Source organism: Pseudoramibacter porci (genome assembly GCF_009696145.1).
Lineage (GTDB): Bacteria > Bacillota > Clostridia > Eubacteriales > Eubacteriaceae > Pseudoramibacter > Pseudoramibacter porci.
The window spans coordinates 280,187-305,361 of the sequence record NZ_VUMO01000001.1; the positions used below are offsets into that span (position 1 = coordinate 280,187).

21 protein-coding genes and 1 tRNA gene are annotated in these 25,175 nt (G+C 43.7%); 12 read left to right on the forward strand and 10 right to left on the reverse strand.

Annotated elements, in window-relative coordinates:
• The first annotated feature begins 7 nt into the window (after positions 1–7).
• From FYJ52_RS01505 to FYJ52_RS01515, 3 genes are all read left to right on the forward strand, one after another.
• Positions 8–931 carry an AEC family transporter gene (locus FYJ52_RS01505; RefSeq protein WP_154575483.1) on the forward strand — a complete coding sequence of 308 codons (924 nt, stop codon included), beginning with the start codon at positions 8–10 and terminating at the stop codon, positions 929–931.
• Between the two features lie 214 nt (positions 932–1,145).
• Positions 1,146–2,414, forward strand: a complete 1,269-nt coding sequence (locus FYJ52_RS01510) for a dicarboxylate/amino acid:cation symporter (protein ID WP_154575484.1) — start codon at positions 1,146–1,148, stop codon at positions 2,412–2,414.
• Positions 2,415–2,661: 247 nt separating this feature from the next.
• Positions 2,662–3,693, forward strand: a complete 1,032-nt coding sequence (locus FYJ52_RS01515) for a 3-deoxy-7-phosphoheptulonate synthase (RefSeq protein WP_408003667.1) — start codon at positions 2,662–2,664, stop codon at positions 3,691–3,693.
• A 72-nt stretch (positions 3,694–3,765) separates the two neighbouring features.
• Here the strand turns inward: FYJ52_RS01515 and FYJ52_RS01520 are convergent, their stop codons facing one another.
• A complete protein-coding gene (locus FYJ52_RS01520) occupies positions 3,766–4,176 on the reverse strand; it encodes an amino acid-binding protein (RefSeq protein WP_154575486.1) in 411 nt (136 codons plus the stop codon).
• 126 nt (positions 4,177–4,302) lie between these two features.
• On the opposite strand from FYJ52_RS01520, the gene FYJ52_RS01525 reads away from it, so the two are divergent.
• Both FYJ52_RS01525 and FYJ52_RS01530 read left to right on the forward strand, forming a co-directional pair.
• Positions 4,303–4,995 carry a DUF1638 domain-containing protein gene (locus FYJ52_RS01525; RefSeq protein ID WP_154575487.1) on the forward strand — a complete coding sequence of 231 codons (693 nt, stop codon included), beginning with the start codon at positions 4,303–4,305 and terminating at the stop codon, positions 4,993–4,995.
• Position 4,996: 1 nt separating this feature from the next.
• Positions 4,997–5,473, forward strand: a complete 477-nt coding sequence (locus FYJ52_RS01530; RefSeq protein ID WP_154575488.1) for a 23S rRNA (pseudouridine(1915)-N(3))-methyltransferase RlmH — start codon at positions 4,997–4,999, stop codon at positions 5,471–5,473.
• An 87-nt stretch (positions 5,474–5,560) separates the two neighbouring features.
• Here the strand turns inward: FYJ52_RS01530 and FYJ52_RS01535 are convergent, their stop codons facing one another.
• From FYJ52_RS01535 to glgB, 9 genes are all read right to left on the reverse strand, one after another.
• Positions 5,561–6,835, reverse strand: a complete 1,275-nt coding sequence (locus FYJ52_RS01535; protein WP_154575489.1) for a sensor histidine kinase — start codon at positions 6,833–6,835, stop codon at positions 5,561–5,563.
• Positions 6,836–6,842: 7 nt separating this feature from the next.
• The gene (locus FYJ52_RS01540; protein ID WP_154575490.1) at positions 6,843–7,526 is read right to left on the reverse strand and encodes a response regulator transcription factor; all 684 of its coding nucleotides are present in this window, start codon (positions 7,524–7,526) and stop codon (positions 6,843–6,845) included.
• 13 nt (positions 7,527–7,539) lie between these two features.
• Positions 7,540–8,181 (reverse strand): GTP pyrophosphokinase, encoded by a 642-nt coding sequence (locus tag FYJ52_RS01545; protein WP_154575491.1) that lies wholly within the window; start codon positions 8,179–8,181, stop codon positions 7,540–7,542.
• A gap of 267 nt (positions 8,182–8,448) precedes the next feature.
• Entirely contained in the window at positions 8,449–10,401 is a 1,953-nt protein-coding gene (locus FYJ52_RS01550) for an alpha-amylase family glycosyl hydrolase (RefSeq protein ID WP_154575492.1), read from the reverse strand.
• 12 nt (positions 10,402–10,413) lie between these two features.
• Positions 10,414–11,847: a glycogen synthase GlgA gene (gene glgA, locus FYJ52_RS01555; RefSeq protein WP_154575493.1), complete on the reverse strand. Its 1,434-nt coding sequence runs from the start codon at positions 11,845–11,847 to the stop codon at positions 10,414–10,416.
• Positions 11,848–12,963 carry a glucose-1-phosphate adenylyltransferase subunit GlgD gene (glgD, locus tag FYJ52_RS01560; protein WP_154575494.1) on the reverse strand — a complete coding sequence of 372 codons (1,116 nt, stop codon included), beginning with the start codon at positions 12,961–12,963 and terminating at the stop codon, positions 11,848–11,850. It abuts the gene before it with no gap.
• An 11-nt stretch (positions 12,964–12,974) separates the two neighbouring features.
• Entirely contained in the window at positions 12,975–14,102 is a 1,128-nt protein-coding gene (locus tag FYJ52_RS01565) for a glucose-1-phosphate adenylyltransferase (protein ID WP_154575495.1), read from the reverse strand.
• A gap of 123 nt (positions 14,103–14,225) precedes the next feature.
• The gene (locus FYJ52_RS01570; protein WP_154575496.1) at positions 14,226–16,664 is read right to left on the reverse strand and encodes a glycogen/starch/alpha-glucan phosphorylase; all 2,439 of its coding nucleotides are present in this window, start codon (positions 16,662–16,664) and stop codon (positions 14,226–14,228) included.
• A gap of 127 nt (positions 16,665–16,791) precedes the next feature.
• On the reverse strand, positions 16,792–18,777 hold the full coding sequence (gene glgB, locus FYJ52_RS01575) for a 1,4-alpha-glucan branching protein GlgB (RefSeq protein ID WP_154575497.1): 1,986 nt from the start codon (positions 18,775–18,777) through the stop codon (positions 16,792–16,794).
• Between the two features lie 206 nt (positions 18,778–18,983).
• Here glgB and FYJ52_RS01580 point away from each other — a divergent pair, with 206 nt between their 5' ends.
• From FYJ52_RS01580 to FYJ52_RS01610, 7 genes are all read left to right on the forward strand, one after another.
• Complete coding sequence (locus FYJ52_RS01580) at positions 18,984–20,912, forward strand: aconitate hydratase (protein WP_154575498.1); 1,929 nt, start codon at positions 18,984–18,986, stop codon at positions 20,910–20,912.
• A 54-nt stretch (positions 20,913–20,966) separates the two neighbouring features.
• Complete coding sequence (locus FYJ52_RS01585) at positions 20,967–21,479, forward strand: YcxB family protein (protein ID WP_154575499.1); 513 nt, start codon at positions 20,967–20,969, stop codon at positions 21,477–21,479.
• A 299-nt stretch (positions 21,480–21,778) separates the two neighbouring features.
• Positions 21,779–22,291, forward strand: coding sequence for a hypothetical protein (locus FYJ52_RS01590; protein ID WP_154575500.1), 513 nt, complete (start codon positions 21,779–21,781; stop codon positions 22,289–22,291).
• Positions 22,292–22,425: 134 nt separating this feature from the next.
• Complete coding sequence (locus FYJ52_RS01595; protein ID WP_154575501.1) at positions 22,426–23,031, forward strand: cytidylate kinase-like family protein; 606 nt, start codon at positions 22,426–22,428, stop codon at positions 23,029–23,031.
• A 90-nt stretch (positions 23,032–23,121) separates the two neighbouring features.
• Positions 23,122–23,198, forward strand: a tRNA-Pro gene (locus tag FYJ52_RS01600).
• A 25-nt stretch (positions 23,199–23,223) separates the two neighbouring features.
• Positions 23,224–24,462, forward strand: coding sequence for a hypothetical protein (locus FYJ52_RS01605; protein WP_154575502.1), 1,239 nt, complete (start codon positions 23,224–23,226; stop codon positions 24,460–24,462).
• A 20-nt stretch (positions 24,463–24,482) separates the two neighbouring features.
• Positions 24,483–25,175 (forward strand): YggS family pyridoxal phosphate-dependent enzyme, encoded by a 693-nt coding sequence (locus FYJ52_RS01610; RefSeq protein ID WP_154575503.1) that lies wholly within the window; start codon positions 24,483–24,485, stop codon positions 25,173–25,175.

Genomic DNA, 25,175 nt, shown 5'->3' on the forward strand with positions numbered 1-25,175 from the left:
GTGATGAATGATTTCTTGGCTTTTATTTAAACAAATTGTGGTTCTTTTCGTCATGATGGGGATGGGCTTGCTCATTGTCAAAATGAAGTTTTTAAAGCCAGAAGACTCCAGAATTTTATCGGTCGTGTGTTTATATCTCATCGTACCGTGTATGCAGATTGAAGCCTTTCAGATTCACTATTCTAATCGCATCCTAAACGGGTTTCTCCTCGCACTTTTGTCCGCCGGTGTGATGCATGCGATGTTATTTGGCGTCACTTATGGAATCATGCGCCCTTTTCATTTAACGAATGTTGAGCGCGGCACCTTGATTTACACCAATGCAGGCAATTTGATCGTGCCACTGGTGACCAGTGTGCTGGGGCGCAGCTGGGTCATTTACGCGAGTGCATTCATGTTCGTTCAGGCCCTTTTACTTTGGTCCCAGGGGAAAAGAATGATGCAGCCCGGCGGAAAAGTTGATCTCAAGAAATTATTATTAAATATCAACATCATTGCCACATTGCTGGGTGTGTCGCTGTTTTTGAGACATGTAGAGATTCATGGTATTCCAAGGGATGTGTTGAGGGGCGTTGCTCAGATGCTCGGGCCCATCAGCATGATCACCATCGGCATGGTCATTGCCGGGGTTGATTGGGCGCAGGTTTTTAAAAACCGAAGGATTTACGGCATAACCGTGATGCGCATGGTCGGTTTTCCGCTTCTCGCGATACTGCTACTGAAGCGCATTCCATTTTATCTTCTGGCAGACAATGGCAAAAAGATATTGCTGGTGTCCCTGCTTGCGGTCGCGGCACCATCGGGGGTGACGATTCCGCAAATGGCTCAGATTTACGGCGGCGATGCGGATTACGCAGGTTCAATCAATGTCTTGACGACATTGTGCAGTATTGTGACGATGCCGCTGATGATCTATATTTATCAATTGTAAAATAAACTGATCATCAGGACGAAGTGAAACAGCATGACGCGAATAAAAATGATTTTATTGACAGTTTTTGGTATGTATGTTAAAATTATCACAAAGAATAAATTAAATTACACATTGCAGAGACAAAGGCGTCTGAAGCAATAGCTTCAGACGCCTTATTGTTTATTTTTTCCTAGAGAGGCGTCAAGCGCCAGATAAAAAAAGGAGGATCATAATGGGAAAAGTTGTAAAAGAAGGCAAAAGGGGATTCCATATCTCTCTGACGACGCAGATTTTGCTTGCGACGGTTGGCGGGTTGATCTTCGGTTCACTTGTGGGAGGATGGGCAGCCAATATTAAATTTATTGGGACCATATTCCTGCGTTTGATCCAGATGTCCGTCGTTGTGCTTGTCATGACGTCTGTTGCCAGCGCGGTTGGGTCTGGCACAAAGGGTGTCGGAAAGATGGCGCTGCACACTTTCAAGTGGATTATTATCTTCACTATTTTTGCCGCATCGCTCGGCGTGCTGCTCTCTGTTCTGATTCAGCCGGGTGTCGGCGTTCATTTGACGGGATCCGTTAAAGCGGCCAAGGTTGAAAACACGTCTCTCATCGATACGATTACAAATTTTGTGCCGGCTAACGTTTTACAGTCGATGGCAAACGGAGATATGATTCCGTGTATCGTTTTTGCGCTGTTCTTTGGCGCTGGCATGATGAAGTACAAAAAAGATACCGGCAAGACCAATATTGAAGAATTGATCAAGGGCATCAACGTCATTATCACGAATATTATCGAATTTGTTATGAAAATCGCCCCGATCGGTATTTTCTGCCTACTTGCGGATGTTGCAGGAAGCACAGGTCTCAAAGTTGTTGTGCCTATGATCAAATTCCTCGGTCTGCTCTTAATTGGCGACTTGATCCAGTTCGCGATCCTCACGCCGTTAACGGCAGCACTGACGAAAACAAATCTTGCAAAATATCCAAAGAAATACTCTAAGATGTCGATCATGGCGCTGACGACAACATCAAGCGCTGTCTGCCTGCCGACCAAAATGCAGGATGAAGTGGAAAAATTTGGTGTCAGCCGCCGCGTTGCAGATTTTACCGGCCCGATCACCATGTCGATGAACAGCTGCGGCGCCGCGCAGTGTTACGTGGCAGCGATCTTCTTTATGGCACAATCTACAGGCGTGAGCATGAGTGCCTATCAGATTTTTATGGCGATTCTGCTGTCCTGCCTCATGTGCATGGGGACGATTTCTGTTCCGGGCGGATCGATTATCGTCTACACCTTTTTGGCCTCTACCATGGGACTTTCTATGGATTCCATTGCCATTCTGATTGGGATCGACTGGTTTGCGGGCATGTTCCGAACTGTTATGAATGTGGATGTCGACGTGATGGTGGCCATGCTGGTTTCCGGCAAGCTTGGTGAACTTGACCACGATGTTTTCAATGAAAAGAAGACTGTCAAATACGAAGAATTGGCAGAGTAATTCTAAAATAACGAAGAGCTTGGCGATTTTACAAAACCGGGTTGAAATCTTTTGGTTTCAACCCGGTTTTGTTTAGTTACCAGTTTTCTTGATTATTTAAATATGTGTGTGGATCGTACGAAATATTAGAATAAATGGGCCAGAGTCTTTCATTCCTATGAAATGAGAAATGCAGCGTGTTTCTTTCCATTTATGTTATAATGACAGGCAAGGTTCTAAATGAAGGAGGTTTGTTTGTACCATGGATATGCAGATGAAATTCTATCGAAAACTGCCGACGCCTCAGGAGCTGAAGGAAGAATTTCCGATAGATGACCATATTAAACAAATAAAGGAAGAGCGAGATCAACAGATCGCGGATATCTTTACCGGCAAAGATGATCGCTTTTTGTTGATTATCGGGCCGTGCTCAGCAGATAATGAAGCAGCCGTATTGGATTACATCAACCGTTTGGCGAAAACCGCAGAACAGGTTAAAGACAAAATTTTCATTATTCCTCGGGTTTATACGAATAAACCGCGTACAACGGGCATGGGGTACAAAGGGATGCTCCACCAGCCGGACCCGGATGCGAAAGAAGACATGCTGGCCGGCTTGATCGCCATTCGCGAAATGCACACCCGTGTTGTTAAAGAAACCGGCTTAACCTGTGCCGATGAAATGCTGTATCCGGAAAACCACCGCTATTTATCGGATTTGCTTTCGTATGTGGCGGTGGGGGCCCGTTCAGTGGAAAATCAGCAGCATCGTCTGGTCGCCAGCGGAATTGGTATTCCGGCTGGGATGAAGAATCCGACTTCTGGGGATTTTTCTGTGATGATGAATGCAATGGTTGCGGCGCAAAACAGCCACACGTTCTTGTACCGCGGGTGGGAAGTCAAATCGACAGGTAATCCGTTGGCACATGCAATTTTGCGTGGCTACGTTAACCGCTATGGGCGTTCTTATCCCAATTATCACTACGAAGATCTTCAGGCACTGTTAAAGGCCTACCGCGAAAAATCGGAGCTCAAGAATCCGGCTGTCATCATTGACACCAACCACTGCAATTCGGGGAAAAATTTCCTGGAACAGATCCGCATTGCTAAAGACGTGCTGCACAGCTGCAAGCACTCCAAGGATATCCGAAAACTGGTCAAAGGACTGATGATTGAGTCCTACCTTGAAGACGGTCGCCAGGAAATCGGCGAAGGCGTCTTTGGAAAATCCATTACGGATCCGTGCCTTGGCTGGGAAAAGACAGAAAGGCTGATTTACGATTTGACGGAATTGGTTTAATAATAAGCGTCATGAAAAAATAAACCCGCTTTGCTGAAAAGAACACAGCAAAGCGGGTTTATAATTATAAAATCACAGCTCATCTGCAATTGTGAATCCCCGCCCTTCCAAAAAAGCGCGGGTTTCAGATTCGGAGGTTTTTATAATAGCAATCGGCGTCGCGGCCTTTCGGTCGTAGGAAATATAAAGATAGTCGATGTTGATTCGACCTTCGTCGAGCGCGTTTAAGATAATATTTAAAGAGCCTGGATCGTCCGGCATATTGACGGCAATGACGTCATCGAGTCGGCACATGTAGCCGTTATTGGTCAGGGCTTTCAGCGCGTCTTCCGGGCGGTCGACAATCATGCGGATGATGCCGTATTCTGCCGAGTCGTTGGAAAGCATGGTATTGATATTGATATCAGCTGCCTTTAAAGTTTTCGTGATGTTTTTCAGCGCACCGCGTTTATTTTCGGTGAAAAGGGATAATTGTTTTGTCATCTTGGCCTTCCTATCTTAATTTGTTTTGATAATTTGAAATAGAACACTAAATTATTCTCTTTAAAACTTTTCAAAAATATTTTATCATAAATAAAAGAGTTCAACTCATTTTTTTGGAGGGGTACAATGAAGGCGATTATTTTAGCTTGCGGCAATTTATTGCCCCATGTTCGAGCAGCAAAGGAAAAGTGCGGTGTCGATCTGCCAGTGGTTTGTCTGAATATGAATTTACACGCGACACCAAAAAAAATGCGGCAGGCAGTGATCACGGCGATGGAAAAACGAATTCCCAAGGTCTATGACACGGTTCTGGTGGCACAGGGTTATTGTGGCGGCGTTTGGGAGGATTTGACTTTTAACCGTAAAGTCGTCATTCCAAGAGTCGACGACTGCGTGAGTCTGGCGCTCCAGACGGGTGAGCATTATCAGCCAGATTTAAAGGTTAAGGGACATTATTATCTGTTTAACATTCTGTCAGGGCTCTTTTCGCCGAAAAAATTGTTTAATAAATTTTCTCATCAATACGGCGAAAAAAAAACACAGGAGATTTTCGACGATTGGTTTAAGGATTATCCTTATCTCGATGTTGTGGTTTCAGATGGCGAGGATTTAAGCGAGCCGAAATATCAGAAGGAAATCGCCGATTCAGCGAAGCTCATTAAGGCTGATGTGGAACTGGTGGCGGGTTCAAATCTATTGATCGAAAAGCTTATTACTGGCCGGTGGGATGAACAGTTTATTGTTAAAGAACCCGGGGAGCGTATTTCGATGAATGATTTCTTTGACAAAAGTTGGTTGGATTTTCAGGAATCAAAATAAGATGAAGATCACGATTCTTGCGGTAGGGCATCAAAAATCAAAAGCGCTTTTGAATTTGCAGAAAGAGTACATCAAGCGGCTTTCGGCTTTTGCGAAAACAGAAATCGTAGAAGTCAAGGATGAGGCCGATGTACATTCTGAACGAGAAGGTGAGAAAAAACGCATAGTTGACACGGAAGCTGAGCGTGTGTTGAAAAAAATTAATCCGAGAGATTTTGTGATTCTCTTAGATTTACACGGCCAACAATGGGATTCAGAGGGTTTCTCAAAAGTACTGCAATCGTGGCAGCTGCGCTCCCCGCATCTGGTCTTTGTAATCGCAGGTTCTTTAGGGCCTGGAGAGGCGCTCATTCAGCGTGCAAACGAGCGATGGCAGCTTTCAAAATTGACTTTTACGCATTTGTTGACGCGCATCTTGGTGCTCGAGCAGATTTACAGAGGATTTATGATCGCAGCCGGGCGCAAGTACCATAAATAATTAGGGTGTAGAATATTTATTTTAACAGTAAAACAGGACGTCTATCTTTGTAAGACAGGCGTCCTGTTTATTATTTTTGATGATCAATTAAGATTTTAAATTACTCAGCGTCATGGTCATGATGCCGTCAGCCCAGTCGGCTTTGATCTGCGCGTTGTAAAAATCAGCGATGCCTTTGGCCATGGACAGGCCGATGCCGGAGCCTTCAATCTTGTTATTGTGGGAAGTGTCGCCGCGATAAAACCGCTCGAACAACTTGCTCGTATCGACGTGGCTGCCGTTTTTGTACGTATTCGAAACGGAAAGTATTTTGTTATTAAATCCCCTGGAAGCGACGTGAACGGTAATGGTACCGCCAGGATCGCAGTATTTGACGGCGTTTTCGAGCAGAATATTTAAGAGCTCCTCGAGGGTTTCTTTTTCGGCCTTGATTCTGACGTGCTCCTGAATGGTTGTGCTCAGGGTCAGATTTTTTTGCATAGCAGCACCGCGGTATTCACTCGCAACATCGGAGGTGATTTGAGATAAATCTATTGTTGAGATCTGTAAATTCTGCTGTTCCTCGAGACGGGAGATTGCCATCAGGTTGTTGACTAAACTGTTCATGCGGTCGACCTGATTGAGTGTCGATTGGGTCCATTCGTTCTCACCGCTGAGGGCCTCCATCACTTCGGTGTTGGCGGAAATAACAGACAGTGGTGTTTTGAGTTCATGCCCTGCATTTGTAATAAACCGCTTTTGCTTTTCTGAGTTTTCAATAATGGGGTGAAGAACCCTTCTTGAAAAGAGTGTGACGACGATAAAAAAGCACAATAAACAGAACAATCCGAAAATAATGGAAAATTTCATGATTTCACGGTTCGAGTGATCAAAATAAGTGACGTCCATAAAGACAATGAGTTGGGCATCATCCTGTGGCGCTTCAATAAAATAGGCAAAAGATAAATTGTTTTGGTGAAAACGCCTGAGTTGATTTACCGTATTATCAGAAAATACGCTGGATTGATTTTGATTTTTAAAGGCGGCTTTGGCCATTTTCTTCGCGCTAGAGCGGTTGATCGCACTAATATGCGTCAAGTCGTAGCGGAGCGGGTTGCCATTCTGATCGACGAGGACGCTAAAGTAACGAAGCTGAGAAGATGATTCGTCGGTGAGTTGCAGGCGATTCATGGTCTGCTTGTCGTTTTTTATATTGGAAGGCAACTCCCCATGATTTTTTGAAATGTAGCCTAACACGGATTGAATTTCATTGTTAGACTGATGTATATACATGATGTTGATCAGCCCTAAAACGGCAAGCAGGATAACTGCGACAGAACAGGTGGCGATCACGATAAATTTTCGCTGCAAAGATTTTATCATATGGCTTCTATTCCTTTTGGATGAGACAAAACGGGCCGGACGCTTCACCAGAGATCACGGCATCGGCGCCAATCGCGTCCAATTTCTGGTTAAGGTACGAAATGTAAATCCAAACGATTTGATATTCGTCCTCATCCGCGCTAACCTCTTTATCACTCCAGACGTGATGATAAAGGGTTTTCGAGGGGATTGATTTTCCCGGATTCAGCAGGAAATAACGAATCATGCGGCCTTCCGGTGAAGAAAGTTGAATGGCACTGTCACAACTTAAGGTGTCGTTCTCTGCGTCAAACTGCACACGGCCAAATGAAAGGGACGTTGGGGTGTAATCCTCAGCCCGGCGTGTGACAGAGCGGATACGCGCCAACAATTCTTTCATCGCGAAAGGCTTTGTTAAATAATCGTCAGCACCAGCTTCGAGACCGTTAACGCGGTCGTCCACTTCAACCTTGGCAGTTAAGAAAATAGCAGGCGTCGTGTCGCCGGCATTTCTTAGCCGTTTAAGGACATCGATCCCGTTCAATTTTGGCATCATAATGTCGAAGATGTAGCAATCGTAAAGTCCAGTTTCGGCTTTTTCAACAGCCTCTGCACCATTGGAAGCGAGGTCGACTTCGTATTGATAGATGCCGAGAAAGGCCTGAATGGCCCGCTGCATCGCCGATTCATCTTCGGCCAGTAATATTTTCATGCTGTTCTCCTTTTCACTCTTTTTCCTTGATTAAATTGCGGATGGTCTGCATCGAAATATCGCAGGAGGCCAATTCGTCGGCACAGCGTTTTAACTCCTGACTGAGGAGTTCGGCACGTTTTGGATCGATATTTTTTTTGTAGCTGACTTGATGCTCCAGACTCGCCCAAGTATCCATGGCGATGGTGCGCAGCTGAATCTCTACGAAATAGTGTCCTGGTTTGTTGCCGCATACATCCGCGTAGGGGGTCTTGATTGAAAGAATCAAGTGATAACTGCGATAGCCGTTGGGCTTAACGTGGCGGATGTAATCTTTGCGTTCGACAATATCGCAGTCGTCAAAATTTTCGATGATGTGAATCACACGGTCAATATCGTCTCGAAAAGTGGTGACCACGCGTATGCCGATGGCATCAGTCAATTCGTGCAGTGCAGAATAGGGGGTTGCAGGAAGATGGCGCCGCTTACATTTTTCGATCATGCTGTCTTCGTGCTTGACGCGTCCATTGATATGTTCAAACAAAGCTTCGCCCGTTTCCAGACGATGCTTTTCGCTTGCTGATTTCAGCCGGCCCGTGATGTCATCTAAAATGTCATTGAGATGCGTTTGATAAGGGCCGTATATGTTTGTATTAGATGGGGTATTAATATTCATAATTAGTATTATGACAAATGAATCTTAATTTTCAGGCTAAAATATTAAGTGAACACAGAGGAGTTAGATGGGCCTAAATGCTTAATTATTGGTGCGGTCCCTTGAATTTCCTTTAATGCGTGCTAAAATAGTCTTATCAAAGAAATCATGTGAGAATCGCAGGATTCGGTTGCTGTTGATACAAGGCACTTTATGTATCAGCAGTTTTTTTATGCAAAAACATCCTCTTCCTGACAAGGTGTGCCAAGCAGAGGATGGGCGTGTTTTTTATTCATTTTCATTATCAATGATTTGCGTCAACAGGGACTGGATTTCATTGCGGTCCTTGAATAATTTTTTTGCTGTCGTCTGTAAACGATAAATTTTCGCTGAAAGTGGCAAAACGGTAATACCGTCCAGCTTTTCCCAAGTGTGATTGAGCATGTCTCTTCCAATGACGCCGCGGAATAAATCGTGCTTGAGGGTTACAAATGCGTGGTCGGAGCGGTTGAAAAGACATAAAATGACGGTCTGTTTATAAACCCTCAAGTAAGCGAGGAGATCATCTGTCGTTTTAATCGGGTACCATTTACCGCGAGTGAGGGTTTTACTCTTGCAGCGCAGAGTTGTGATGGCCTCATACCATTTTAAAAGACTTTTGTCTTCGCAGCCCCAGGGATAAGTGCCTCTGTTGTACGGATCTTCAAAGCCCTCACAGCCAGCTTCATCGCCATAATAGATACAGGGGACGCCAGGGAATGTCATTTGAATCAAGCTGAGGAGCTTGAGCCGTTTAATGGCCAGGCTGCGTTGTTTGGAGTTGAGTTTAAAAGCTTCTTTTTCCGCGTCCGTCATATTTTTTCCGTCTACACCAGAAAGAACAGTCAACGCTCTTGCGCGATCGTGAGAATCGATGAGATTCATATTGGACATGAATTGTTCCTTCGGGTAGGTTTCATACAATGACATCATCTGACGGATCGCTGTCTTAGAAGAGATGTTGTACAAAAGAAAATCATTGAACGTTTGCCTGAAAGGATAATTCATCACTGCGTCGAGTTCGTGCCCCATAAAATATTGACGCTGCACACCATAAGAGACTTTATTTGACGCATTTTCCCAGACTTCGCCGATGAGGATGTTATCTTCCCCCTCTTCGAGCAGCGCAGTCTTTAAGTCAGCGATAAAGTCGTCAGGCAACTCATCCGCGACGTCGAGACGCCATCCGGAAGCGCCATCACGGATCCATTTTCGGATTACACTGTTTTGGCCTTTGAAAATGTAATCGCGGTAGGCCGGATTGTTTTCCTCAACATCGGGCATATTGCCGATGCCCCACCAGGAGTCGTATTGATCTGGATAATTACTGAATCGATACCAGCTGTAATAAGGAGAATCCTTAGATTGATAGGCGCCGACGGTCGGGAAACGTCCATATTTATTGAAATAAATAGAATCATCGCCGGTATGGTTGAAAACGCCGTCTAGAATCACGTGGATGCCTCTTTTTCTTGCTTCAGCACACAGTCGGATAAAGATGTCTTCGTCGCCGAATTCCCGGGCGATGATTTTATAATCGGCCGTATTGTATTTGTGATTGCTGTTGGCTTCAAAAATTGGGTTGAGATATAAAATCGATACGTTCAGCGATTTTAAATAATCGAGTTTTTCTATAATGCCTTCTAGTGTTCCGCCGAAATAGTCCCAGTAATCGATCGATCCATCTTGATTACGAAAATAATGAGGGCTGTCATGCCAATCTCCGTGTACGAGTGAAGAAGGGAAAAAGCTCGGCTGATGCGTAGGGTGCTGCGGTCTCGCGAATCGATCGGGGAAAATTTGATACATGATACCGTCTTTGTACCAGCTTGGCACTGAGCGTCCTTTATCAAATAGTGTGATTTGATAGGATGGGACGTCATCGCGGCTGGTGTAAATTTCACCTTCGCCGCCGAGATGATCGCCTTGGGTGCCGTATTGATACTGGTGGTTGTACGCTTCAAATTGAAAGTGGTACCAAAGCAGTCCCGGCTGACTTGGCATTTGGAGCGTTACACTGAACAGATCTGTGCCGTTCTCCGGTTTTAAGTCGTACCAATGCTCAGAATTGCGATAAAAGGTTTGCAGCCGAATGTTCATCACATCGTGTGCTTCGACCCTTATGGTAACAGAAGAGCCAGTTGGAATGGCTCCAAATGGCTCTCTTAATTTCAAATCAAATGAATCATGTCTAAAATACATATACTACACGCTTTAATTTAATCTTCCGCAAATTTTTTTGTAATAGTAGAGATAGGTTTCGGCTGAGTGGCGCCAGTTAAAGTCGCAAGACAGCGCGTTTTTCGTTAACTGCTTCCAATCGTCTTTGTAATCATAAAACAGCCCGACAGCTTTTTGGATCGTAAAAAGCATATCGTGAGCATTGTAGGTTGCAAAGGAATAGCCGTTGCCTTCTTTTGTCTGTGAATTGTAGTAATGGACAGTGTCTTTTAAGCCGCCCGTTTCACGGACAATGGGAATGGAGCCGTAGCGCATCGCGATCATTTGAGACAGACCGCAGGGCTCAAACTTAGAGGGCATCAGGAACATGTCGGTGCCCGCGTAGATCTTGCGGGACAAGTCTTCGTCGAAAGTAATGCAAGCACGCATTTTGTCTGGATAGTATCCGGCAACATCGCGCAGCATGTTTTCGTAGCCGGCTTCGCCGGTGCCCAGAACCACAAACTGCAATTCCATTTGAAGAATTTCGTGAATAACAGCCGCGACGAGATCCAGCCCTTTTTGTTCCGTTAAGCGTGTGATCATTCCGATAATCGGTTTATTGGGATCGACAGGCAGATTCAGATGCTTCTGAAGGGCAGCCTTGTTTTCCATTTTTTTGCCGTAGCTGCTGGTATAATTTGTCCAAATGTGCGGATCTGTCTGCGGGTTATACTCTTTATCGTTAATGCCGTTAAGGATGCCGATTTCATGATCGGCAATATCGCGAATCACACCGTCGAGATGTTCCCCGTAATAAGGATCCTTGATTTCTTCGGCGTAAGTCGGAGAAACTGTCGTGACAAGATCTGAGCAATACAGCGCGCCTTTCATGAAGTTGACGTCTTCGTAGAATTCCAGAGTAGACGGGAAATAATCGAAATTAATTAAATTGGCGATGTCTTTGAAGCCGTACACCCCCTGGAATTTCAGGTTGTGAATGGTGAAAACCGTCTTCATGTTCTGATAATGCCAGCTGTATTGTTCCTTGTACAGATAGGGGATCAGCGCAGTCTGCCAATCGTGGCAGTGCAGGACATCAGGATAAAAATCGACGTAGGGAATAAATTCCAAAACAGCGCGGCAGAAGAAAATAAACCGTTCTGCTTCGTCGTAGTAGCCGTACAAACCTGGACGCTTAAAATAATACTCGTTGTCAATGAAATAAAAGGTGACGTTGTCGCTCTTGTATTCCAAAATGCCGCAATACTGATCGTTTGATCCGATATGGACATAAAATGAGTTAACGAATTTAAATTGATGTGTGTAGGTTTCCGGAATGCATTCGTACTTCGGAAGGACAACACGAATATCTGTTTCCTCTGCTGGAAACGCCTTTGGCAGCGAGCCGATGACATCACCGAGCCCGCCGCTTTTGGCAAAAGGAAAAGCTTCAGAAGCTGCAAATAGGACTTTGAGCTTATCCATTTACAAACTCCTTCCTTTCGTTAAAATAATGGGATCATCTTTTGTTCCTACTAGTGTTGCTTTATCGCGAATGGTGCAGTATTTATCCAAGATGACATTTTTCAGCGTGACGTTGTCGCCGATGACGGCGTGTTGCATAATGATGCAGTTATCAATGTGCGCATCTTTTCCGATTTTGGAATCTCTGAATAAAACAGAGTTGTTGATTTTTCCGTCAATTTTGCAACCGGAACCAACAATGGAATGATTGACGGCAACATCCGGACCGTAATTTGTCGGGTGATTGTCCTTGGTTTTGGTATAAATTTGGTGTTCGCCGTGGAATAATTCTTCCATGACATCAAAGTCCAGCAGATCCTGGTTGCTTTCCTGATAACGCTTCATGGAATTAACGCGGGATAGATAACCCGTGTGCGGTGCACCGAAAATGCGCAGCGTATCGAGATTATCGCGGATCACATCCATTAAATCCCATTCGCCGATGGCGTTCGCTTTATCGAGCAAATCGAGAAGCACTTTCCGCTTCACGATCATCATATCTGCGTAGACGTAATCGGAGTTGGATTCATCGTTACGGTGAATTGAACTGATACGGTAGCGGTTGAAATCCAAAAAGACGTCATTTTTATTTAAATCAAAGGATGGACGAACCTTTTTAAAGATCATTGTGACATCAGCATTGTTCGTTTTGTGAATTTTATATGCTGGGTTAAAGTCAAAAGCGGTTACGAGGTTCGGGGCAGAAATGATTACATCTTCTGTATCGGGATTGTGATCTAAGAACATTTCGTTGTAGTAGAGATCGCGGACAGAAATCTTTACGGAGTCGCCGTAGCGAACAGAGGAGTAACCCGAAAGAATTGACAGATCCTGCGTTTTTCTGGATAGGGACCATTCTTTACCGGTTCCCAAATGATCGATGAGGGAAGAGTATTTGTAAGACCCCACGACGCCGATGTGTTTAATCCCAGAATTGACCATGTTAGAGAGGGTAAAGTCGATTAGACGGTAACGGCCGCCAAAAGGCAGCGTTGACATGGAACGATTTTCCAACAGCGGTTTAAGATCTGTATTATCTCCATCAATATTTAAGATAAAACCAATTACGTTATTCATTATGCCGCCTCCTAACCGTTAATGACCTGAATTTGCGAAGGATCGTCGTTTTCTGATGCGACAATCCGCGTATCTGCAGAAACCGTACCGCGGGGACCAACAATACATCTTTCCAGATGGGCGCCGTCTTTAATCACAGCACCGGTGTGTATAATACAGTCTTTGATGTAAGTGTGTTCACCGATCGTAATGTCGTGAGATAAAATGGAATGTTCGACGTGTCCAAAGACCACACAGCCGTCGCAAATCAGCGAATGAGATACTTCCGCGTTTGGACCAATGTACTGCGGGTGACGGCTGTTATTATTGGAAAAGATTCTAAAATTCGGATCGGTCAGGTCGAAATCGCAGGATTCGTCAAGCAAATCCATATTTGCGTCGTAGTAAGAATCAATGGTTCCGACATCTTTCCAGTAATCGGAGAACATGTAGGCGAAAATACGCTTATTTTCATTGTGAAGGGCAGGGATGACGTTGTTGCCAAAGTCATTTTCTGAGTTCGGATCTTGCGCGTCTTCAATTAATGCTTTTCTTAGTACGGGCCAATTGAAAACGTAAATGCCCATAGACGCTTTGTTTGACTTCGGTTCTGGTGGTTTTTCCTGGAATTCTTGAATTCTCAGTTCGTCATTGGTCACCACGACGCCGAAACGGCTGGCTTCTTCCCAAGGTACTTCTCTGACTGCGATAGTCAGATCAGCTTGTTTGGATTTATGATAGGCGATCATTTTGGCGTAATCCATCTTGTAAATATGGTCGCCTGAAAGAATCAGCACATATTCCGGATTGAAGCGGTCAATGAAGTCGATGTTCTGGGTGATCGCATCGGCTGTGCCGTTGTACCAGCGCCCGCCTTTTTGTCCCATGTACGGCGGCAGAATGCGGACGCCGCCATTGACTTTGTCGAGTGCCCAAGCACTGCCGTTGCCGATATAATTGTTCAAAATATACGGACGGTATTGTGTCAGGACACCGACGACATCAATATTGGAATTCATACAGTTACTCAACGGAAAATCGATAATACGGTATTTTCCCCCAAATAATACAGCTGGTTTTGCATTGTTTGCAGTCAAAGCTTTTAAGCGAGAGCCCTGACCGCCAGCTAACAACATAGCAACGCATTCAGTGTTCATCATAACACTCCTTATCTCTCTTATTTTTTATCATCAGCCGAAAAGGCTGTAGATATCTGGTGAAAGGTATTTCAAGAGAGAACAATAGATATCTACTTTTCGGTTGATGCTAATATCGTGTTGAAATTATTTAATTTTCCAGATATCTTTCTGATACTCTGCAATTGAACGGTCTGACGAGAAGATCCCTGAATTTGCGATATTCATGATGGATTTTTTCTGCCAGCTGTGGTGATTAAGATAATCGCGGCTGGATTGATCTTGGATGTCGCAATAGGAAGCAAAATCCTTCAAGACAAAATAGGTGTCGTTGTTCAGAACCAGAGCATCATAAATGGTATGGAAGGTATCTCCCCCAAGAGACCCGTCAATTAACTGGTTCATGACTTTTTGAAGGTCAGGATTTTGCTGCAGGACGTCGACCGAATGGTAGCCACCGTTATGGTTGTAATTTGCCACTTCTTCAGCAGAAAGGCCGAAGGTGTAGATATTATCCATGCCGACGTGTTCGGCAATTTCAATGTTGGCACCGTCCATTGTGCCGAGGGTCACGGCACCGTTCATCATAAATTTCATGTTTCCGGTACCAGAAGCTTCTTTACCCGCTGTGGAGATCTGTTCGGAGATTTCAGCAGCTGGATAAATGAGTTCAGCGCTTGAAACGTTAAAGTTCGGAATGAACACAACGCTCAATTTGTCTTTCGTCAGCGGATCGTGATTGATCTTGTCAGCAATGACGTTTATCAATTTGATGACTTGTTTGGCAAAATAGTAGGAAGGTGCTGCTTTGCCAGCGAAAATATAAGTCTTTGGAACGAAATCCGCATTTGGATTGGCGCACAGTTGATTGTAAACGTGCATGATATGCAAAGCGTTGAGCAATTGCCGCTTATATTCGTGGATGCGCTTAACTTGGATGTCAAAGATCGAATGCGGATTGACGGTTACATTCAAATGCTCTTTGATGTATTTTGCCAATCGTTCTTTATTGTGATATTTAACCCCCTGGAGCTGCTTTTGAAAATCAGAATCAGAAGCGTATTTTTCTAAATCCTTTAAGGCTTCCATTTGTCCAGGCTGTGTCCATTTATCGCCAATGGTGTCGCAGATCAGGTTCTTAAGTTCCTGGTTTGCCGCCATCATGAAACGTCTTTGGCTGACACCGTTAGTTACATTGTGGAAACGTTCAGGGTAGATCGCGTAGAAATCCTTGAAGGTTTCTTCGCGTAGAATCTTTGAGTGCAGTTCTGCAACGCCGTTGACAGAGTGGGAACCGATAATGGCAAGATGGGCCATATGCACCTGTCCGTCTTTGATGATCGAAATATTGTAATTGCGGGCTTCTTCATTTGGATACTTGCCATTCATTTCTTCAAGGAAGCGGCGATTAATTTCTTCAATGATCATGTAAATGCGCGGAAGGAGATTCTGCATCATATCAACAGGCCATTTTTCAAGGGCTTCTGGCAGGACGGTGTGGTTGGTAAAGCTCATTGATTTTACAGTCATATCCCAGGCTTCGTCCCAGCCGTAGTTTTCTTCGTCGACGAGAATGCGCATAAATTCAGGGACGCACATCGCCGGATGCGTATCGTTGATGTGAATACAAATCTTGTCAGAGAATCCGTCTAAGGAACCTTGATGCTGTTTTTTGTAGCGGCGGACGATGCGTTTAAGCCCCGCGCACACGAAAAAGTATTCCTGTTTTAGACGAAGCAGTTGGCCTTCAAAACCGTGGTCCGACGGATAGAGAACCTGCGAAATCGATTCAGCTTGAGACTTGCTCTGAACAGCTTTGAGGAAATGTCCTTCGTTGAAAGCATTTAAATCGAAGTCGTCAACGGGCTGTGCATCCCAAAGTCTTAACGAATTGACCGTTTTATTGTGGTAGCCGCTGACAGGGACGTCGTAGGGAACTGCCAAAACCGGTTCGTAATTTTCGTGGATAAACGTCAGCTTACCATTGACCATTTCAGTCCGCACGTTGCCGCCGTATTTAACAACAACGGATTTTTCGGGCTGACGGATTTCAAACGGATATCCGTGCTTAAGCCAATTGTCGGCAACTTCGACCTGCTCGTGATTGACAATTTTCTGCTGGAACAAGCCGTATTTATAACGGATGCCGTTGCCGTGAGCTGGAAAATCCAAGGCAGCTGCAGAATCCAAAAAGCAAGCCATTAAACGCCCAAGACCACCGTTCCCGAGAGCAGGGTCGTGCTCGCAAGCTAGAATATTGTCGTAATCTAACCCTAATTCTTCAAGACCGTCGGGAACGATGTCTTCCCATCCTAAATTGTTAATATACAGTCTCAACAATCGGCCGATTAAAAATTCGATCGAGAAGAAATAAATTTGTTTGTCCGTGTTGATACGGTTTAAACGTCTGTTTTCTGCCCAAATCGGATTGATGTTTTCCATCACCATTTGAGCTAACGCTTCATATTGGAATTTTGTTGTGGAATTTTCGAGTTTTTCGCTCGAAAGCTCTTCCACTTTCTTTTTAAAATCCCTTTTGAATTTTTCTTTTGTCATTTTGTTTTCAGTTTCTTGAAAGATATTCATAAGACTCCCTTCGAAATAAATCACGCGTAATAAGTATAATAATTAGTATAAATTATTTCGGATTTTCAATTATTATACACAACATTTGCGAATAATACGAGAGAATCTGCACATATCGATCAATATTTTACTTCTTTTTGATTGGATCGGTTTTTGTTAACGGTTTCGGCTTGTCGTCTTTGATAGCCAGCGGTTTTTTGGATGAGTCGATTTTTTTTGGCTTTTCAATTTTTGTTTTGGCAGGGACTAATTTTTCGGGTTCGCGTTTGTAAATTAAGGCGGAAAGACCTGGCAGCACGATCGTGATTTTATGCGGTTGATTGTGGAAGCCTTCTTTTTCGTTAGCTTTCGTTTTTTTAACGATGTCCTCGCCAGAGCCGCCGTATTTGTCAGCGTTAGAATTAAAGATCAAACGCCACGTGCCGTTTTTCGGCACACCGATATCGTAAATGGGATAACTTTCAGGGCAGAAGTTGATGATCACAACCAGATCGTCTTCTGGCTTTTTGCCCATTCTCCTGAAAATGATAACGCTTTGTGATGCATTATCCGGTTCAATCCACTGGAAACCATCCCAGGAGTGGTCTTCCTGCCAAAGCGCAGGTTCATCGACGTAAAGCTGGTTTAAATCGCGGATGAAGTTGTGAAAATCCCGGTGCTTTTCATTTTCCAGCATGAACCATTCAAGCTCTTCGTAATAACGCCATTCGATAAACGGTGCATTTTCGTTGCCCATGAAGGTCAGTTTTTTTCCAGAATGGGTGTACATATAGGCGTACAACAGCCGCATTTCGTCAAATTTCTGGTTGTAGTCGCCGAACATCTTGTCAACGATGGATTTTTTCCCATGAACTACTTCGTCATGGGAAAGGGGCAGAATGAAATTTTCTGAGAAGGCGTAGCTCATCGAGAAGGTGAGGCGATCGTGGAAATGAGAGCGAACAAAAGGATCGGTTTCCATGTAGGAAAGGGTATCGTGCATCCAGCCCATATCCCATTTGTAGTTAAATCCCAGTCCGCCTTTATCAACAGGCCAGGTTACCTGTGGGAAAGCCGTTGATTCTTCCGCGGCCATGATGGCGTAGGGGAAGTATTTAAAGATTTCTGAATTGAGTTTCCTTAAGAATGCGATCGCTTCGAGGGAGGTGTTGCCGCCTTCTGAGTTTCTGCGCCATTCGTTGTCATAGCCGTAGTTGAGGTAGAGGATGCTCGCGACACCGTCGATTCTCAAACCGTCGATATGGTACATTTTGAACCAATAATAGGCGTTGGAAATTAAGAAATTGACGACCTCTGGGCGGTTGTAATTAAATTCCATTGTGCCCCATTGTGGGTGCTCGGTCGCTTCGTATAAATTGGTGCCGTCTAATTTGTACAATCCATGGGCATCCTTACAGAAATGGCCGGGAACCCAGTCGAAAATGACCGATATGCCGTTTTGGTGCAATTGGTCGATCAGATACATGAGGTCCTGAGGCGTGCCGTATCGGCTAGTTGGGGCAAAATAGCCTGTGATTTGATACCCCCATGAACCATCGAAAGGATGTTCCATCAGCGGCATGATCTCAACGTGAGTGTAGTGCATGTTTTTAAGGTAGGGAACCAGTTCATCTGCTAATTCACGATAGGACAAGAACAAACCGTCCTGGTGAGTGCGCCAGCTTCCCAGATGTATTTCGTAGATGTTCATCGGCGCCGGGGAACCGATCGCACTTTCTCTGGTGCTGCACCATTTTGAATCGTGCCAATGATAATCGAGGGGCCAGATAATCGAGGCCGTGTTCGGCCGGACTTCTGAATAAAATCCGTAAGGGTCAGCTTTGTAGGCAAGCTCCCCGTCGATTTGTTCAATACAGTATTTATACAAGGTGCCTTTTGAAACGAGGTCTGTGCTGAGTTTTGCTTCCCAGACACCGCCGGATTGAGATAGCAGATGCATTGGGCTTAATTTGGGGTCCCACTTGTTAAAATCGCCGACGATAGAGACTGAGATAGCGTTTGGCGCCCACAATCTGAAAATAACGTGATCATCTTCGATATGAGCGCCGAAAAATTCGTAGCTTTGCAAATAATTGCCGTCGTGAAATAAATATAATGCAACTGATTTGTCCATCAGAGTTTCCTTCCTATCTATACCAATGTGGATTTAAAATCATCATTAACTTAATTAAATTTTAACATATTACAGATGAAAAGGGAAATCAATATTAATAAAGTTTTATACAAAGAATTGATAAAAATTGCATTGAACAGCGTGAATTAATAAAGCTTATGTTATAATAATTGAAATTAATTATTTTCATTTATAAAGGAGACAAAATGGGACTTACATTAACTGAAAAAATCATCAAGGACCATCTGGTTGTTGGAAAAATGGAAAAAGGGACTGAAATTGGCATTCACATCGATCAGACTTTGACCCAAGATTCGACGGGGACAATGGCCTACATGCAGCTTGAAGCGATGGAAGTTCCGAGAGTTAAAACAAAACGGTCTCTGGCGTATATTGATCACAATATGCTCCAGGAAGGACCAGAAAATATGGATGACCATTTATTCATTCAGTCGATGGCAAAAAAACACGGGATCTATTTTTCACGTCCAGGCAATGGCATTTGCCATCAGGTTGAAATCGAACGGTTCGGGGTACCGGGACAGACGCTTCTGGGATCGGACAGCCACACACCGACGGGCGGCGGGATTGGGATGCTCGCCATAGGTGCCGGCGGACTGGATGTCGCTGTTGCCATGGCAGGCGGCGAGTATTACATTACGATGCCTGAAATTGTGAAGGTTGAGCTGACCGGCAAGCTGAGAAAGGGCGTTGCGTCGAAGGATATTATTCTCGAAGTGCTCCGGCAGTGTACGGTTAAGGGCGGCGTTAACAAGGTTTTTGAATATACAGGGCCTGGTGTTGCGACACTGACTGTACCGGAACGTGCAACGATTACCAATATGGGTGCGGAGCTTGGGGCAACGACGTCTGTTTTCCCGTCAGACGACATGACAAGAGCCTTTTTGAAAGCTCAGGAAAGGGAAGATGACTTTACGCCGCTTGCTGCGGATGACGATGCAGAATACGATCAGGTTGTTAAGGTCGACTTGTCGACACTCGAACCGTTAGTGGCTTGTCCGCACAGCCCAGACGCCGTCAAAAAAGTTTCAGAACTGGAAGGCATGCCGATCAATCAAGTCTGCATCGGATCCTGCACCAATTCTTCGTATTTGGATTTGATGAAGGTTGCCGCAATTATGAAGGGCAAAACGGTCGCAGAAAATGTCGAAATGGTTGTTGCACCGGGATCCCGTCAAGTTCTGACCATGTTGGCCGAAAACGGCGCATTGGCTGATATCCTTTCGACAGGCGCTCGGGTTTTGGAATGTGGATGCGGCCCGTGCATTGGCATGGGACAGGCGCCGTGTACCGATGGGGTTTCACTGCGGACTTTTAACCGCAACTTCAAAGGGCGTTCCGGGACTGTATCTGGACAGATTTATCTGCTGAGTCCAGAAACGGCAGCAATTTCTGCGATTACCGGTGTTTTAACCAGTCCTCTTGGAAAAGTTGATTTGCCGGACATCGACATGCCGCACCACTTCAAGGTCAACGACAATGCAATCGTTCCACCGGCATCGGAAGAAGAAGCGAAAGAAATTGAAATTATCAGAGGGCCGAATATTAAGCCTTTCCCGCTTTCAGAAGCGCTTAAAGATGAGCTGCAGGGGATTGCACTGATTCATGTCGAAGATAACATCACAACTGATCACATTATGCCGTCGAACGCAAAACTGCTGCCGTTCCGCTCCAATATCCCGCATTTGGCAAATTATTGCCTGACGCCGTGCGATCCGGAATTCCCCGAACGCGCCAAAGCAAATCCAGGCGGTTTTATCATCGCCGGTTCCAATTACGGCCAGGGCTCGAGCCGTGAACATGCAGCGTTGGCGCCAGTCTATTTAGGCGTTCAAGGCGTTGTTGCCAAATCATTTGCGAGAATTCACAAGAATAATTTGATTAACAACGGGATTCTTCCGCTGATTTTCAAAAATGAAGCAGACTATGATGATATTGATGTCGGCGATTCCCTTAGCATTTCCGATGCGATTCATGCTATTGGAACAGGAAACGTCACGATGACCAATGAAACCAAAGGACACTCCTACGAATTGGGGATTGAAATATCAGAAAGACAGCGTGAAATGCTCGTCGCAGGTGGTTTAATCAATAAAATCAAAGCCAATAAGTAATAATCGGACGATATAAATTGATCGATTATTAATTAACACTGAAAGGAGGGCGCGATGAATCCCTTATACGAGATGGAAATGATTTTAACGGAAGCTGAGTTTCGCAAATCATGTCAAGCGCTCTCTTCTGTGAGGATGAAACGACTGCAGATTCTTTATATCGTCATCGGCTCAATCTGCTGTTTGTGCGGCATAGCGTTTATTCTGTCGCCGATTTTTTCGCTGATTGAGGGATTGATTATTGCAATTGCGGGTGTCCTTTTATCCGGCATACTCAATTTGAATTTAATGATTCAAGCCAAAAAAGACGTCGATAAGGCGTGGGAGGCACATCCGGAATTGCACAATATCGTCATTCACGTTACTTTTTTTGAGGATCATTTTACGCAGACAACGCCAATGGTCAGCAACAATGTTGACTATACAGATTTAAAGAAGATCATCGAAACGGAAACCAATTATTATTTAATGACAGATGAGACCAGCGGTGCGATTATTGTAAAGGCTCGTTGCACTTCTGGGCTCATTGATACAATTCAAAATCTTCAAAGACGGATTCGCTCTTAAATTTCATGACCGGATTGACGAAAAAATAATCTTCATGCTTGATAAATTGTCAAGATCATTTATAATTAAAAACATAAGCATTTTTCACCTTGGTGTCCTGTTCGAGAGAGCAGGGCATTTTTGTTTGCCATCAGAGCGTGAAAAATAATCGTTTCTTAACTAGAAAAGCGTGCGCGATCATGTTATAATAGTAACGCCAAAACGATACAGTTTTGTATATTTCCTAATTTCTTTGCCCCGCTAATCCCGGGGCATTTTTATTAGAGTGTACAGAAACTGATCAGTAACGGAGAAATCAAATGAGTCAAAATTTAGAAAAACAAAACGAAGAAGAAATTAAGAAAAAAATCATCGAGCAAATCGATCAGGAAAAACAGGACGCCCAGCAAAGACGAGACAACAAAAGCGGCAGCTTGCATACTGAAAAGGATAAAATGCTGGGATATAAGGTGTTTTTAGGTATTTGGAACACCTTTGTTTTCGCTGTAGGCTGGTATTTATTCTATAATTATAAAATTTTCGAATATTATTCAAGGCCAGGGTATCTTGTGGTAATCTGTCTTTTTGTGATTGCTTATATTAATCTAGTGGCCTTTTATCACGCTTTTGATTTTAGTCATAAATCAAAGGCACGGTTGATTTTTGCCAATACGATTTCCATCGGAACAGTTGATATTTTGATCTATTTAGGCGGCTGCTTATTTAACGCCGGATATATTGATGTGAAACCGGGGATTATCATGGCTGCGATCCAGATCGTCGTCACTTGGGTCATCGTCAATCTGGCAAAAAGCCATGCGAATTTAACTTAAAGAATTAATTTATACGCATTTTGCTGGAGCCTTTACAAAATATACAAATTTTATTGATTTAAATAAAAAATTAATGAAAAAGTTTACGAAGCGTGCTATAATTGGTTTAACAACAAGTAAAGGAGGCGCAACTCATGGGGAAAATCATTACAGTTGGCAGAGAATTTGGAAGCAATGGTCGCGCGGTTGCAAAGGCGCTTTCGGAAGCTTTGAATATCAACTATTATGACCGCGAGTTGATCGCGTTAGCAGCAAAAAAAAGTAAGTTATCTGATGAAGAATTGGAACATGTCGATGAAACACGGGCCAATCCGTGGTTGTATTCTTCTGTAAGCTATCAGGTTGGCAGTGGCTACACCACCATTGAACCAATCAACGATATTTTGTTCAAAGCAGAATCTGAAGTTATTGAAGAAATTGCAGCCAGTGAAGATGCTGTCATCGTTGGGCGCTGCTCCGATTACGTTCTGCGCCATAAAGTTGATAGCCGTCATATCTTTATCTATGCGCCATTGAATTACCGCATCAGTGTGGTCCAGGCCAGAGACCAGATTGACGAAAAAGAAGCGAAACGCTTGATTAAAAAAATGGATAAGCAGAGAAGGCTATATTATAACTTCTACACAGATCGGACGTGGAATGAGTTAAGAAATTACGATTTAGCCATCGATTCTTCAATTTTCTCACAAAAAGATATCATTAAGATTTTGAAACAGGTCTATGAAACCCTAGAAGATTAATGATTTTTTGAAGATTATGCCGGCAGATTTAATTCTGCCGGTTTTTTTACTTGAAAATCGGAAAAATAATCGTTATAATAAATGCGATGTCTGGGTGTGGCGCAGTTTGGTAGCGCGCGTGAATGGGGTTCACGAGGCCGGAGGTTCGATTCCTCTCACTCAGACCATTTTTTATTGGGAGATTAATTCAATATGAGTCAACAGATGCGGCAAAAAAAAAGACAAGCTCAACGAAAAAAAATATTGATGCTATGTCTTATTTTTTTGGCAATAATAGCATTTGGATTTATTATACACATAAGAAGAAGTGCGACAGGATTACTTGAACAGAGTAGTTATGTTGACACGATATCTTCTGAAGTTTATTTTTTTAAACATTCTGATTATATAGAAATCAACAACTTTAGGTCAGCGGACTTAACCAGCAGTGAAGGCAGTAAAGTCAATGGCTATTCGCCGTTAACGAAGAAAAAAATGACGGTCAGCGGCGATTATCTCAGTGCTCAAATCTCAACCATTAATCAAATATTAAAGAACAAGGATTATCTTCATTACGATCAGATTGTCGACCAAATTGAAAACAACTTTAAAGGTCTAGACAAATTGACGAGTCAGATGTCATCCGAGCAGGAAAAGAAAAAAACTTATCTTGTTAATGCGTCTGCTTATTTTGGTATGAACCGAAAAGAGCTCATTGCGAAGCGCCGTCAGCTGAAAAAGATACAGAATAAAAAACACCGAAAAATTGTTTTAAGCGATTTGAGCATGCTGTCATCGGGTTATGTGTACGGAACAGTAAATCCGATGGAAAAAGTTGTGACAGAAAATGTTTTGCCTTATATTGACAGCGGCTTTTTAAACAGTATTCAAAAAATTGATCAACAGGATGAGAATGCGCTCAAGGTTGTGGACAACGATCACCTATACGCCGCTTTTACTGTCAATTCAAATACAGTCGTTCAAAACGAGGATGAGGTTAAAAAGCTGAAGAAAAAGGTCATTGGCACAACGACTCAAAAAAAAGACGTAGCCTATTACAACAAGCTTGTAAAACGCGTTGACTTGCTTTGGCAATACCCGCAGATATCTATCGTAAAAAATAATAAGAAATATAATTGCTATGTAGTCAATATCATGAAATCCGGCAACAAAAAAATCGTAGTTGTGATGTTCAAAGATTATGTTTCAGTTTTTGCGAACGACAATATACTTAAAACCGATGTCAATGTTCAAAGCTTTAATTCTTACGAGGTGCCGAAATCTGCGGTTACAACGCAAGGAAACAACCAGTACCTGACACTGCTTCAAAAAGGGTATTTTCGGAGGAAGGTGAAGGTCAAAGTCAGCCGCTATGATGGCAGAAAAGCGATTTTGGCCGTGGCAGATAATCCTGATCTGTCTTCGAATGCAATGTATTGTGTTTATCCCTAAAAATAGAAAGAAGGATTAAAATGGAAATAGTATCAGAAAAGAGCGACTTGGATTACAGAGAAAAAATACAGCGAAACATTGAAAAAATTAAAAGCGATATACCGGACGACGTGACCCTTGTTGCAGTGACAAAGATGCATACGGTCAACGAAACGCAGGCCGTGGTGGACGCAGGTGTATACGATCTTGGGGAAAACCGCGAACAGGATCTGATGGCGAAAAAGGACAAGATTCAAGGACCTGTGCGCTGGCACTTTATCGGGCATCTGCAAACCAATAAAGTCAAATATTTAGTCGGGCAGGTTGCGCTGATTCATTCGATTTCTTCAATGAAGCTGATCAATAAAGTCGAAACGGAATCCGAAAAAAAAGATGTCGTGACCGATATTCTGCTGCAGTTTAATTTGGCGGATGAAGACACAAAATCGGGTTTTGATGCGACGGAATTAGATGCAGCTGTCTCGCGCGTTGCCCAATGCGCGCACATTCGGCTCCGTGGACTTATGTGTATTGGACCGATGACAGAAAATTCTGATAAAATACATAAAATATTTGCCCAATTAAAGCAGATGTATGATAAAATAAAAATAACGTACAAAAATGGCGATAACGAAATTGATACTTTGTCAATGGGGATGACGAATGATTATCCGATCGCAGTTGAAGAGGGCGCGACGATGATTCGGGTCGGGCGCAAAATATTTGAACGCTAA

Excerpts from the sequence above, each read along its gene's own strand:
- FYJ52_RS01505 (WP_154575483.1), top strand. The coding sequence starts at position 8 with ATGATTTCTTGGCTTTTATTTAAACAAATTGTGGTTCTTTTCGTCATG.
- FYJ52_RS01510 (WP_154575484.1), top strand. The coding sequence starts at position 1,146 with ATGGGAAAAGTTGTAAAAGAAGGCAAAAGGGGATTCCATATCTCTCTG.
- FYJ52_RS01515 (WP_408003667.1), top strand. The coding sequence starts at position 2,662 with ATGCAGATGAAATTCTATCGAAAACTGCCGACGCCTCAGGAGCTGAAG.
- FYJ52_RS01520 (WP_154575486.1), bottom strand. The coding sequence starts at position 4,176 with ATGACAAAACAATTATCCCTTTTCACCGAAAATAAACGCGGTGCGCTG.
- FYJ52_RS01525 (WP_154575487.1), top strand. The coding sequence starts at position 4,303 with ATGAAGGCGATTATTTTAGCTTGCGGCAATTTATTGCCCCATGTTCGA.
- FYJ52_RS01530 (WP_154575488.1), top strand. The coding sequence starts at position 4,997 with ATGAAGATCACGATTCTTGCGGTAGGGCATCAAAAATCAAAAGCGCTT.
- FYJ52_RS01535 (WP_154575489.1), bottom strand. The coding sequence starts at position 6,835 with ATGATAAAATCTTTGCAGCGAAAATTTATCGTGATCGCCACCTGTTCT.
- FYJ52_RS01540 (WP_154575490.1), bottom strand. The coding sequence starts at position 7,526 with ATGAAAATATTACTGGCCGAAGATGAATCGGCGATGCAGCGGGCCATT.
- FYJ52_RS01545 (WP_154575491.1), bottom strand. The coding sequence starts at position 8,181 with ATGAATATTAATACCCCATCTAATACAAACATATACGGCCCTTATCAA.
- FYJ52_RS01550 (WP_154575492.1), bottom strand. The coding sequence starts at position 10,401 with ATGTATTTTAGACATGATTCATTTGATTTGAAATTAAGAGAGCCATTT.
- glgA (WP_154575493.1), bottom strand. The coding sequence starts at position 11,847 with ATGGATAAGCTCAAAGTCCTATTTGCAGCTTCTGAAGCTTTTCCTTTT.
- glgD (WP_154575494.1), bottom strand. The coding sequence starts at position 12,963 with ATGAATAACGTAATTGGTTTTATCTTAAATATTGATGGAGATAATACA.
- FYJ52_RS01565 (WP_154575495.1), bottom strand. The coding sequence starts at position 14,102 with ATGATGAACACTGAATGCGTTGCTATGTTGTTAGCTGGCGGTCAGGGC.
- FYJ52_RS01570 (WP_154575496.1), bottom strand. The coding sequence starts at position 16,664 with ATGAATATCTTTCAAGAAACTGAAAACAAAATGACAAAAGAAAAATTC.
- glgB (WP_154575497.1), bottom strand. The coding sequence starts at position 18,777 with ATGGACAAATCAGTTGCATTATATTTATTTCACGACGGCAATTATTTG.
- FYJ52_RS01580 (WP_154575498.1), top strand. The coding sequence starts at position 18,984 with ATGGGACTTACATTAACTGAAAAAATCATCAAGGACCATCTGGTTGTT.
- FYJ52_RS01585 (WP_154575499.1), top strand. The coding sequence starts at position 20,967 with ATGAATCCCTTATACGAGATGGAAATGATTTTAACGGAAGCTGAGTTT.
- FYJ52_RS01590 (WP_154575500.1), top strand. The coding sequence starts at position 21,779 with ATGAGTCAAAATTTAGAAAAACAAAACGAAGAAGAAATTAAGAAAAAA.
- FYJ52_RS01595 (WP_154575501.1), top strand. The coding sequence starts at position 22,426 with ATGGGGAAAATCATTACAGTTGGCAGAGAATTTGGAAGCAATGGTCGC.
- FYJ52_RS01605 (WP_154575502.1), top strand. The coding sequence starts at position 23,224 with ATGAGTCAACAGATGCGGCAAAAAAAAAGACAAGCTCAACGAAAAAAA.
- FYJ52_RS01610 (WP_154575503.1), top strand. The coding sequence starts at position 24,483 with ATGGAAATAGTATCAGAAAAGAGCGACTTGGATTACAGAGAAAAAATA.